Origin of the sequence: Chryseobacterium sp. MYb7 (assembly GCF_002979455.1) — a bacterium.
Classification (GTDB): Bacteria; Bacteroidota; Bacteroidia; order Flavobacteriales; family Weeksellaceae; genus Chryseobacterium.
The window spans coordinates 49756-61736 of the sequence record NZ_PCOU01000034.1 but is presented as its reverse complement, the minus strand read 5'-3'; the positions used below and the strand labels follow the sequence as shown (position 1 = coordinate 61736).

At 35.0% G+C, this 11981-nt stretch carries 8 protein-coding genes; 5 read left to right on the top strand and 3 right to left on the bottom strand.

Annotated features, from left to right (window positions below; all coding sequences use genetic code 11):
* Positions 1 to 784: 784 nt before the first annotated feature.
* Positions 785 to 982 (top strand): hypothetical protein, encoded by a 198-nt coding sequence (locus tag CQ046_RS23445; RefSeq protein ID WP_123906663.1) that lies wholly within the window; start codon positions 785 to 787, stop codon positions 980 to 982.
* A gap of 189 nt (positions 983 to 1171) precedes the next feature.
* Here CQ046_RS23445 and CQ046_RS20940 read toward each other — a convergent pair whose 3' ends face one another.
* Positions 1172 to 2800 carry an acyl-CoA carboxylase subunit beta gene (locus tag CQ046_RS20940; RefSeq protein WP_105704128.1) on the bottom strand — a complete coding sequence of 543 codons (1629 nt, stop codon included), beginning with the start codon at positions 2798 to 2800 and terminating at the stop codon, positions 1172 to 1174.
* Positions 2801 to 3184: 384 nt separating this feature from the next.
* Here CQ046_RS20940 and CQ046_RS20935 point away from each other — a divergent pair, with 384 nt between their 5' ends.
* From CQ046_RS20935 to CQ046_RS20920, 4 genes are all read left to right on the top strand, one after another.
* Complete coding sequence (locus CQ046_RS20935; protein WP_105704127.1) at positions 3185 to 4063, top strand: DMT family transporter; 879 nt, start codon at positions 3185 to 3187, stop codon at positions 4061 to 4063.
* 13 nt (positions 4064 to 4076) lie between these two features.
* Positions 4077 to 5159 (top strand): PorV/PorQ family protein, encoded by a 1083-nt coding sequence (locus CQ046_RS20930; protein ID WP_034693290.1) that lies wholly within the window; start codon positions 4077 to 4079, stop codon positions 5157 to 5159.
* A 10-nt stretch (positions 5160 to 5169) separates the two neighbouring features.
* Entirely contained in the window at positions 5170 to 5913 is a 744-nt protein-coding gene (locus CQ046_RS20925; protein ID WP_105704126.1) for a hypothetical protein, read from the top strand.
* 63 nt (positions 5914 to 5976) lie between these two features.
* Entirely contained in the window at positions 5977 to 8844 is a 2868-nt protein-coding gene (locus CQ046_RS20920; RefSeq protein ID WP_105704125.1) for a T9SS type A sorting domain-containing protein, read from the top strand.
* A gap of 425 nt (positions 8845 to 9269) precedes the next feature.
* On the opposite strand, the gene uvrC is transcribed toward CQ046_RS20920, so the two are convergent.
* Positions 9270 to 11063 (bottom strand): excinuclease ABC subunit UvrC, encoded by a 1794-nt coding sequence (gene uvrC / locus CQ046_RS20915; protein ID WP_105704124.1) that lies wholly within the window; start codon positions 11061 to 11063, stop codon positions 9270 to 9272.
* 87 nt (positions 11064 to 11150) lie between these two features.
* A complete protein-coding gene (locus CQ046_RS20910) occupies positions 11151 to 11906 on the bottom strand; it encodes a hypothetical protein (protein ID WP_228407008.1) in 756 nt (251 codons plus the stop codon).
* Between the last annotated feature and the right edge of the window lie 75 nt (positions 11907 to 11981).

Genomic DNA, 11981 nt, shown 5'->3' with positions numbered 1-11981 from the left:
TTATCTGATGATAAAGGATTTTTTTGTTTTATACCTATACCAAAAACAAAAACAAAAATAAAAATAACCCCAAACAAAAACATTTCCAGCTCCATAACCCTATACTTCTATTATTCAAACAAACAGTTCAGAGGGATTAGGGATGAGTAATCCAGCTCCCATCGCCCAGCCTTATCCTTTAACCCTGGTATAATCTTTATCCCCTGAGCATTGTCACTCCGTAAGAGTCTAAACAATCCAGGAGGGTATTCTATCACAAAGTATTTCTTAGAATATCAAATCATTCAATACTTGCAAAGTATCTGTACTTGATCTTTTGAATCTTTAAGACTCTGATCATAAGCCAGAATTCCTACGGAATGACACAATAGGGATAGTATGGATATTTACAACTTACGATTTACAACACTCATCATTTATCATTTATAATTCATCATTCACAATTGATCTTCCCCTAGCCCCGATAGCAATGGTTACCCCGCAGCTTGTGTGGGAGAGCGGATGGGCTGGAGCATGGGAGAGCTTTAGTGTGAGGAGTATGAATGAATAGCGGGATGAAGCTCCTAAGGTTTTGGCTCTGGATTTTGAAAACCTGGATAATGAGTTTGGATTCCTAAGGAATAAACCAATTGAAATTGTGCTTATCTATATGCATTATTATTCTATAAAACCTTCAATAGCTGTTTTTCTAATTAAATTTCACTGTATGATGATAAAATTGTATATTAGAAAAGCGTTATCCGAAAAGCTTAAATAGAGTAGGAATATTAAAAACTAAAAAACTATGAATAACTTAGTGAAAATTTCAAGAACAACTTTAAAGTCACTTAATGGGGGAGCAACAGGACCAGGGTGCCCAGATGATCCACAGTTTGGAATGTGCTATCCTACAGGCTGGCCTAATGGAATATGTATGACGAAATATCAGTGCTGTGTGCAGCTTGGTAACCCAAAAGATTGGTGTAAAGAGGAATATTTGTAATCGATGCGCTTTATGTTTTTTGAAGAACCTTTTTGTAGCAGGACTTCAACATTTTGAGTACTTCTGTTGAGTTAAATGTACTGATGTATTTTGTCTTAATGGATAAATCCTGAAGTTTAAATAACTTTTAAATCATAAAAAATCGGCTACCTCACAATGAGGTAGCCGATTTCTATTTTGAATTATCTATTAAACCTGTATTACTCCCAAGTTGAATTTCTCTGTAATAGGAGAGTGATTAGCGGCTTCAATTCCCATAGAAATCCATTTTCTTGTATCTGCTGGGTTGATAATGGCATCTGTCCATAATCTTGCAGCAGCATAAGTAGATTCTGTTTGTTTCTGATACTTCTTTGAAATGGTATCCAAAATTTCGTTGTGCTCTTCTTCGGAAATCTCTTTTCCTTGTTTTTTTAAGGTTGATTCCTGGATCTGAGCTAATACTTTTGCAGCTTGGGCTCCACCCATTACAGCTAAATCTGCCCAAGGCCAAGCAACAATTAATCTAGGGTCATAGGCTTTTCCACACATTGCATAATTTCCAGCACCATAAGAGTTTCCTGTAATGATGGTAAATTTAGGAACTACAGAATTCGAAACAGCATTTACCATTTTAGCACCATCTTTAATGATACCGCCATGTTCTGATTTTGAACCTACCATGAATCCGGTAACATCCTGCAAGAAAATTAAAGGTATTTTTCTTTGATTACAGTTAGCAATGAATCGGGTAGCTTTATCAGCAGAGTCAGAGTAGATTACTCCACCAAACTGCATTTCTCCTTTTCCACTTTTAACCAGTTTTCTCTGATTGGCTACAATTCCTACAGACCAGCCATCAACTCTTGCTGTTGCGCAGATAATACTTTTACCGTAGTCTGGCTTATATTCATCATATTCGGAGTTATCTACAATACATTTGATAATTTCGTAGGTATCATATTGCTCGGCTCTTGAAACCGGCATTATTCCAAAAATATTTTCAGGATTTTCTTTTGGAGGGAAGCTTTCTATTCTGTCAAAGCCTGCTTTTTCAGTACTTCCGATAGATTTCATGATGGTTTTGATTCTATTCAGAGCATCTTTATCATCTTTCGCTTTATAATCTGTTACACCAGAAATAGAGCAGTGAGTAGTAGCCCCACCCAGCGTTTCATTATCTATACTTTCTCCGATCGCTGCTTTTACCAAATAACTTCCGGCAAGGAAAATGGAACCTGTTTTATCCACAATCATAGCTTCATCACTCATGATAGGCAAATAGGCTCCTCCAGCTACACAACTGCCCATAACGGCAGAAATCTGGATGATTCCCATAGAGCTCATTTTAGCATTATTTCTGAAAATTCTTCCAAAATGCTCTTTATCCGGGAAAATCTCATCCTGCATCGGAAGATAAACGCCAGCAGAGTCTACCAGATAAATGATTGGTAGTTTATTTTCCATGGCTATTTCCTGCGCTCTCAGGTTTTTCTTTCCTGTGATAGGAAACCATGCACCCGCTTTTACAGATGCATCATTAGCAACAACGATACACTGTCTTCCGGAAACGTAGCCAATAACCACTACAACTCCTCCGCTAGGGCATCCGCCATGCTCCTTATACATGTCGTATCCTGCAAATGCTCCAACTTCTATGGAATCTGAATCTTTATCGAGAAGATAATCTATTCTTTCTCTTGCTGTCATTTTTCCTTCATCACGAAGCTTTTGAAGCCTCTTCTCACCACCTCCTTTTTTGATCTCAGTGAGTAAGCGATTTATTTCAGATAATTTTAATCTGTTCTGATCTTCTCGTTTATTGAATTCGATGTCCATAAAATTTTCAATTTTTTACGCTTAAAGATACTATTTTTATGAGGAATATGAATTGGAAGTAAAACAGATGTTTAATTATTTGGTTTTTAGTAAATTGTGAAATTTTTAACTAAAAAATATTTTCAAATAATTTATATTTTTTCTAACTTTACATAAGAGTAATGGAGGGTGATAACCTCTGAAAATTACTCTGTTCCTAGTTTATTTTTTTAATAGTTTATTATTTGAAGGCCCTGAAAGTTTAACACATTTTCAGGGTTTTTTTTATGGCTCAAGATATATTTTAATTTTTGTTAACTTTTTTAAGATTAAACCTATCTTTTTATCAATATTTGGGAATGTGATTTGTAAATTTGCAGGGTTAAAATTAAAAGAAGATAGGTTATGCATAAATTGGCGCTTTTCAGGTTGCACTTAATAGTATTTTTGTGGGGGTTCACTGCAATTTTAGGAAAATTGATTCAGGCCAATGCTCAGATTCTGGTATTTTACAGAATGTTGTTTGCTTCCTTTTTTCTTTTCGTATTCATCAGAGTTTTTAAAAAGGAAAGTATAAAGGTTTCCAAAAAGATATTCTTTCAGCTGGCGGCCATAGGTTTTGCGATGGCCCTACATTGGTATTGCTTTTTTTATTCTATTAAAGTCTCCAATGTTTCTATTGCACTAAGCTGTCTTTCTTTATCTACTCTTTTTGCCTCAATTCTGGAGCCTATTATTTTCAAAAGGAAGATTGATATTTCTGAAGTTGTGATGGGAACCGTTATCGTGGCCTGTATACTTTTGATCTTTAAAACAGAGTTTCATTTTAAAGAAGGTATTATTTATGGAATCCTGTGTGCAGTATTTGGAACTATTTTTTCTGTTTTTAATGGAAAAATGTTTGGTAAAACGAGCTCGGGAAACATTATTTTTTATGAAATTTTCTGTGGTTGGTTTATTTTAATGTTATTTTATCTGCTTTCTGGGCAAATTTTTCAGATGAATGAAATAAACTACAGAGATCTGGCGTTAATATGCTTGTTAGCAAGTGTTTTTACTGCTTTTCCAATGTTGGAATCGGTGAATTTAATGAAGTATATATCACCTTTTACTTTAATTTTAACAGTTAATTTAGAACCGGTCTACGGAATTATACTAGCTTTTTTTATCTTTGGGGAATCAGAACATATGAGCCCTATATTTTATATCGCTTCAGGTGTTATGATACTGGCAATCATTGCAAATGGATTAATAAAAGCCAGAAAAACTAAAAACTTAAACTAAGCATCAAATTTATATGATGAAAAAATATTTTTTACTTGCATTTTCACTGCTGTTTGGGCTGTCTCAATCTCAGATTATCAGGAAATATTCCAATGAATTCTTAAATATCGGAGCCGGAGCAAGAGGTCTTGCAATGGGAGGAGCAGTAATTACCAATCAGGATGACGTATACTCTCCTATGTGGAACCCTGCGGGTTTGATGTCAGTTGAAAGAGACTGGCAGGGGGCAGCAATGCACGCAGAATACTTTGAGTCTATCGCAAAATATGACTATCTGGCGTATGCAAAAGTATTGGAGGAAGGTGTTTTTGGTGTTTCAGTAGTAAGACTTGGAGTAGACAATATTTTGAATACCACCCAAATGATCGACTCTGAAGGGAATATCGATTACGATAAAATCACCAAATTTTCCCAGTCCGATTATGCAGCTATCCTTTCTTATGCATTCAGACCGGGAGGAAATCCTAAACTGGATGTTGGGGTAAATGCTAAAATTGTCTACAGAAATGTGGGTAAATTTGCAAATGGTTATGGTTTTGGTTTTGATGTTGGAGCTATTTATAAAGCAGATAACGGATGGAAATTCGGGGGAATGGTGAGAGATATTACCACTACTGTCAACTTCTGGACGATCAATCAGAAAGAACTTTCAACTGTGGTGAATGGGGAAGAGTTCAACCCGGCTCCGAAAGACAAACTGGAACTTACAATGCCTAAGCTGAATGTAGGTGCCAGTAAATTATTTGAAATTAATAGCAGTGTATATGTATTGCCGGAAGCGGGTATCAATGTTGATTTTGCTAAAACTGCTTCATTGATTTCCACAGATTTTGCCAGTATCAGTCCTTATGCAGGAGCTGAATTGGGGTATCAGAAAATGATTTTTGTGAGATTGGGGATCAACAGATTCCAATCCATTACAGATATAGAAGACCTTAAAAGAAAAGTTTCTTTCCAGCCAAGTGCAGGTCTTGGAATCAGATACAGAGGGCTTACACTGGATTATGCGATTACGAATTCAGGAATAGGCGGATCTAATTTCTATTCCAATTTCTTCTCATTGAAGCTGGATATGGGAGCATTCAGAAACGATTAAAATAATTAAAATGAAAAAGGTATCAACGTTGGTGTTGGCAATATGCTCAACAATGGTTTTTGCACAGAAAGTTTCAGACTACAAATATGTTGCAGTTCCTGAAAAATTTGAAACGTTTAGGGAGGATTATGGGTTGAAAGACTTTTTCACCAAAGCTTTAAAAGGGAAAAAATATATAATACTTCCAGTTATTAAAGATAACTGGCCTTCAGAAGCCAGAAATAATTTCTGTAATGTAGTGAATGCTGATGTCATTAATGATAAAAGCTTATTTAAGAATAAAGTAATAGTACAGTTTAAAGACTGTAATAATAATATGATTCTGGAGTCTAAAGGTGGTTCAAAAATCAAAGAATTTGAAGAAGGCCTACAGGATGCTTTGAGAGAAGCTTTAATACAAATGCCGATTTCTAACCCTGTTGCACTCTTACCTGCTACAACTACTACTAGTGCCAGTACTCAGAATTCGTCTCCTGAACCTGTAAAATCTACAGCAACTCCTGAGTCTAGCAATTTCTCAAATGGGAAAATGGATCTTCAGAAAATCCAGATTGATCCTAGTCAGTTTATTTTGGCTAAGTCTGGCAGCTCTGTTCCGTTTGCTGTTTTCAAAACAAGTTCTAAGGATTCTGTTTTCATTGTAAAACTCGCTGACGGAAATACGACTGTTGGGTATTTTGAAAATGGAAACATAGTAATCGATATTCCACAGGCAGACGGAAAATATACCAAAGAAATTTTTACAGCTAAATAACCAAAAAAACTAAAAAAATATCCTTAATTCATTTCTATGAGTTAAGGATAAACTCTTATCATAATGAGAAAAATCTATATTTCGATACTGGCAGCTGTGTCAGTATTTTCGAGTGCACAAACTATTCTGAACACCAAATTACAGGAATTCAATTTCGGCGGTTCAAGTGATCCCACTAATTTTATCAAATTCAATGATCGTATCATCTTTCCGGCAACAAGATTTACTGAAGAAGGAAGAGAGTTATGGAGTTTTGATCCTGCTACACAAAAATCAACTTTATTGAAGGATATCTTTCCAGCATATAGTGTAGGGATATCAGGAAATCCTAATTTTATGAAGCTGAATAATAAAGTATATTTTATTGCTGTTCAGAGCAACAATTCATCCAACAATCAACTTTGGGTAACAGATGGAACTACAGCCGGAACTTCAAAAGTAAAAGATCTGAATTTTGAGTTTGCTGTAGAAACAGCTGCAGCAGCCGGAAATAATATTTTCTTTTATCATCATAATGAGCTTTGGGTTTATAATATAACTACAGACAACCTTCAGCTCCTGAAAACATTTCAGTATTCTTCCGGAGACATGAATATGTATGTCATGAATGATACATTGTTTATTGCCGCAAATGATGGTGTACATGGAAAAGAAATATGGAAGTCGGATGGAACTATTGCCGGAACATCTATTTTAAAGGATATCGTTCCTAATACATATGGAAGTATCAATGGAGATTTTAAAGCATTGGCTTTTAATAATAAGCTTTATTTTGTTGCTAATTTAGGGACAGGAACTGCGGGATATGAGTTATATGAGACAGATGGAACAGAGGCAGGAACGGTATCAATAAAATCCATAGGTAATCCTTTATTTGATGGAGCAGCAACAGATAATTATTTTGTTTTTACAGGATTTGATGCTGCCAATGGATATGAGCCGTGGGTTTCTGATGGAACGGCAGCAGGAACTCATTTGTTAAAAAATCTTACGCCTGGAGCAACAAGTTCTATGGCGATGAAAAAATTTGCAAAGCTTAATAATAAAATATATTTTGAAAGCGGGGCTAATGGAGTTAATTCTGCATATGGCAACTATATCTGGGAAACCGATGGTACGGAAGCAGGAACAGTTCTGTTCAATAGTCATACGGATGCTTTGATATATGGGACGAGTTCAGATGGCAATCATTTGATTCTTACGATGGCCAATTACGGAAACAGATATTGGGTAACGAATGGAAATTCTTCTCAGAGTTTTGAGATTACAGGACTGGGAATGCCTTATAATAATAGCTTTATAGACCTGAATTCTAAGATTTACCTTACAGGAAATACCCCAAAATATGGAACAGAAGTATTTTCAGTAAATCCATTTACACAGGAAATTGCATTAGAATCAGATATCAATAGGCTTGAAAGTTCTAATCCTCATGCTTACCAGCCTTTGAACAATGATCTCATTTTTATTGCTGCAGACAGACAGTACAACAACCAGATTTATAAAAGAAATAAAAATACACAACAGATAGAAAGGCTCTCTAACTTTGGGGGGAACTCATTTGTTGGAATGTATACAGAAGCTAATGATAATTTCGTTAAAGTTGGAAACTACCTTTATACCGCTGAAGGTGCTTACAGAACAGACGGAACAATAGCTAATACCACAAAAATTTCATCTCCGGATATTTCCAGTAGAGTAATATATACCAGTTTGAATGATAATACCTTGCTTTTTGCAGGATATAACAATCTGGTAGGGACAGAACTTTGGAAAGTGGATAATACATCTAATGCTGTTACTTTGGTAAAGGATATTTCTGCTGATAATATGGGAAGTCTTTATACTGTAGATTCTAAAACAGCCGTATTGAATGGCTTTGCTTATTTTATTGCAAAAGAAAACGGGAAGTTAGGGATCTGGAAAACAGATGCCACTGAAGCCAATACTTTAAAGACAATCCAGTTCTCTTATCAGGATGGAACAGATGGTGATATAAAGGTATTAAATGCTTTTAACAATAAATTGTTCTTTACGAAACAACAAGAAAATACATCAAGTAATTATAGTTCCGGGCAAAATGAACTTTGGGCTTCAAATGGAGATCAGGCATCCGCTGTATTATTAAAATCTTACGCTGTACCTTATGGCTCTTCCAGTATTTCAAGAGAAACAGCAATATTTAATGATAAACTGTTTTACATTACTTCCGGGTATCCTTCTCCAGCACTGAACTCTACAGACGGAACAGTCGCCGGAACAGAAGAAATTTTACAAGGAAATTTTTATGGAGACGTTAAGTTTAAAAAATGTGGAAATCAGTTATTTTTTACCAATAATAACAGTACACAGCTTTGGAAAACAGATGGTACAGCAAATGGAACGTCGAAATTATCCCAAAACTTTACTTCTATAAAAGATATGATATGTACCAACAATTATCTTTATTTCCTGAATGGAGATTCCCAGAAAGTATGGAAAAGTGACGGAACTTCTGTATCTCCTTTAGATATCTTTGTTACCAATGACGACAATCAGCTGCTTGCTAATGAAAATATTCAGAAAATAGGAACTGACGGAGAAAAACTATATCTGACAATTTCTACAAAAGAACATGGAAGTGAGTTGTATGAAACAACAGATCCACTGCCGGTTTATTTAGCAACGAGTGAAACCCCTAAGACCGTAAATAAAAACGGAAACATAGACCTGCAGATTTATCCTAACCCTGTTTCAGAGTATTTCTCTATTAAATTGAAAGATAACTATCGGGTGGAAACCATAAAGATTTTTGATGCTTCCGGAAAATTATTGAAAAATATACCTTACAATAATGATAATATTAATGTTGCAGAACTATCATCGGGAATATATTTCGTGAAGATAAAGACAAGTAAAGGAGATTATCTCGGTAAGATCATAAAAAAATAATAAATATAAAAGGCTCTTGAAAAAAAGAGCCTTTTATAATATATATGTTGATGTGTTTTTCATAGTCTCAAAATTGGAAATGATATTTTTGATGTGATTTTAATAAAAAAAGTAGTCATGCGTTTTTTATAAAATCACTTAATTTCCTATATGGGTAAATAGAATGTGTGAAAAACTTATAAAATTTGAATGATTTACATGGTATTATTGGTATTAGTTGACAATACTAATTTATGAAAAAAATATAAATAATACTATTATTTGATAAAATATTTATCAAAATATGAGTTTCTTTATTGTATTTCCTTTTACTTTGAAAAATTGTTGATTTTTTATCCCATTCTGATGAAATAGGAAATGGTGGTGAAATCCTATGAAAAGTACATTTTAGTTGTAAAAATTTAATAGCTTATACCACAAGGGAATTAATTAGCATTAAAAAACTCCCAAATCACTTTCGCCTTACTTTTCCCTAAAATTTCCTCCAGAGTCTCGAGATTGGCTTCTTTGATGCGTTTTACAGACTTTAATTTAGATAAAAGAAGTTCAATAGTCTTCTCTCCAACCCCCGGAATTTCTTCCAGCTCAGATTTTATAGTAGAATTTTTCCTTCTCGTTCTGTGATGCTTTACCCCAAATCGGTGAGCTTCATCACGCACGCGCTGAAGGATTTTCAATGTTTCGGACTTTTTATCCAGATATAACGGAATAGGATCTTCCGGGAAGAAAATTTCTTCCAGCCTTTTGGCGATTCCCACAATGGTAATTTTTCCATAAAGCCCCAATAATCTAAGACTTTTCACTGCAGAAGACAGCTGTCCTTTTCCCCCGTCTATCAGAATCAGCTGGGGAAGATTTTCACCTTCATCAAGCATTCTTTTATAGCGGCGATAGATCACTTCTTCCATCGTCGCAAAATCGTTAGGTCCTTCTACAGTTTTAGGATGGAAAATTCTGTAATCTGCTTTGCTAGGCTTGCCGTCTTTGAAAACAACACAAGCAGACACAGGATTGGTTCCCTGAATGTTTGAGTTATCAAAACCTTCAATATGTCTTGGCTCCACAGGCATTCTCAGAAGTTTTTGCATTTCTGCCATGATTCTGTTTGTATGTCTTTCAGGATCCACAATCTGAACCTGTTTTAGCTTTTCCAGACGATATTCTTTAGCATTCTTCTCAGAAAGCTCTACAATTCTTTTTTTATCTCCTACTTTAGGAACAATCAGCTTTACATTAGGAATTTCTACAGACAAATGAAACGGTAAAAGGACTTCTTTAGAATCCGAAGAGAACTTTTGACGAATTTCTATCAAAGCCTCCTCCATAATGTCTTCATCTGTTTCTTCAAGAATTTTTTTGATCTCTGTAGTAAAACTCTGGATGATATTTCCATTTCTGATTTTGAAGAAATTCACATAGGCTGCCGTTTCATCACTGGTCATTCCGAAAACATCCACATCATCAATATTGGGATTGACTACCGTATTTTTAGCCTGATAATCTTCCAGAATATCCAATCTTTCTTTAATGATTTGTGCCTCTTCGAACTGAAGATTGGAAGCCATTTTCATCATCTGATTCACCAGATAATCTTTAGCCTTCCGGAAGTCACCTTTGATGATCCCACGAATGGCATCTACCTTTTCATCATAATCTTCCTTGCTTTCAAGATCTTCACATGGCCCTTCGCAGTTTTTGATATGATATTCCAGGCATACTTTATACTTTCCGTCCGCTATTTTGGAAGGTGAAAGATTCAGATTACAGGTTCTGAGCTTGTAAATATGTTTGATCGTATCCAGTAAGATCTTTGCAGGACGTACTTTTGCGTAAGGACCATAATATTCTGATCCGTCTTTAATCACATTTCTCGTCAGGAAAATTCTTGGGAAATCTTCATTTTTGATGCAGATCCATGGATAGGTTTTATCATCCTTCAGCATGACATTATAAAACGGCTGATGTTCTTTAATCAGATTATTTTCCAATAAAAGTGCATCATATTCGCTGTTTACAATGGTTGTTTCCAGCCGCTGGATTTTACCGACCATTATTTTGATCCTGTATCCGGAAAGGTTTTTGTTGAAATAGGAGAGAACCCTCTTTTTCAGATTTTTAGCTTTCCCAACATACAAAAGCTGTTCGTTTTTATCATAATAACGATAAACGCCGGGTTCGGATGGTAAGGTTTTGAGCTGTAGTTCTAAAGAAGGATTCATACAACAAAATTAAGGAAACTTTCCCTATTTAAAAAAAGAAAAACCTGCAGATGATTCTACAGGTTTCAGTATTTTGATTGTTTATTTTTATCCGTGGTTCATTTCAGTATACTGGTAGATAAGAAAGCTTAAATAATTCCATTCTACAGAATTCTTAGGATATTTTTTCATGAATTCCGGGTTGTCTCCAAATAAAAAATCATAGTTGTCTTCAAAATCATCTTTGTGAAGCCACATTACCTTATCTCCCTTCCTTACATAATAAGATTTGATAACACCGCCGCCAAATGCAGGAGCGCCTGCAAAGTCTGTAGTAGCTGTTTCTGAAGCAAATGGATCGTGATAAACGGTAATAAGCTCATTAAACTCAGGATTGATAACCTGCATTAAAAAAGCTCTTGGTTCCTTTTTATTCTTTAATGAAACAATCTGATTTTCATACGGAACAGCATCTTCAGTTACGGATTTGCCATATTTCTTTGTGCTGTAATTTCTCATATTTGAAATAAATTTCGCAGCTTTCATAGATTTTTCAGTCTCTGTAGGATATAAATACATTTCAGCAATATCTGCCGCAGTAAATTTCATAGGTTTTTTTGTATCTACATCTTCGATCGTAATAGAAAGAATCTGCCCTCTCTGTTTTTCCCAAGATTTACTGTAGCCCTGATGTTCAGTGTTGTCCTTTAAGATAATGGTGGAAACTTTTTTATCTGTTGCCGTATTGAAACCTTCATTAAACAGATAACGGTTCATTTCTTTTCTTTCTTCTTTGGAGTATTTTACTTTTTGCGCGAAAGCAGTAGTACCTGCAACGCATAAAGCAAGCAGTAGAGTTTTCATTCTCATGTCTATTGGTTTTAATTTTCGGGGCTAAAAGTAATAAATTAATTTACTTCTTTTTATAAAAATCTACAA

What these genes read in the sequence shown, in the direction of transcription:
- CQ046_RS20935 (WP_105704127.1), top strand. Translation starts at nt 3,185, where the DNA reads ATGCATAAATTGGCGCTTTTCAGGTTGCACTTAATAGTATTTTTGTGG.
- CQ046_RS20910 (WP_228407008.1), bottom strand. Translation starts at nt 11,906, where the DNA reads ATGAAAACTCTACTGCTTGCTTTATGCGTTGCAGGTACTACTGCTTTC.
- uvrC (WP_105704124.1), bottom strand. Translation starts at nt 11,063, where the DNA reads ATGAATCCTTCTTTAGAACTACAGCTCAAAACCTTACCATCCGAACCC.
- CQ046_RS20920 (WP_105704125.1), top strand. Translation starts at nt 5,977, where the DNA reads ATGAGAAAAATCTATATTTCGATACTGGCAGCTGTGTCAGTATTTTCG.
- CQ046_RS20925 (WP_105704126.1), top strand. Translation starts at nt 5,170, where the DNA reads ATGAAAAAGGTATCAACGTTGGTGTTGGCAATATGCTCAACAATGGTT.
- CQ046_RS20940 (WP_105704128.1), bottom strand. Translation starts at nt 2,800, where the DNA reads ATGGACATCGAATTCAATAAACGAGAAGATCAGAACAGATTAAAATTA.
- CQ046_RS23445 (WP_123906663.1), top strand. Translation starts at nt 785, where the DNA reads ATGAATAACTTAGTGAAAATTTCAAGAACAACTTTAAAGTCACTTAAT.
- CQ046_RS20930 (WP_034693290.1), top strand. Translation starts at nt 4,077, where the DNA reads ATGATGAAAAAATATTTTTTACTTGCATTTTCACTGCTGTTTGGGCTG.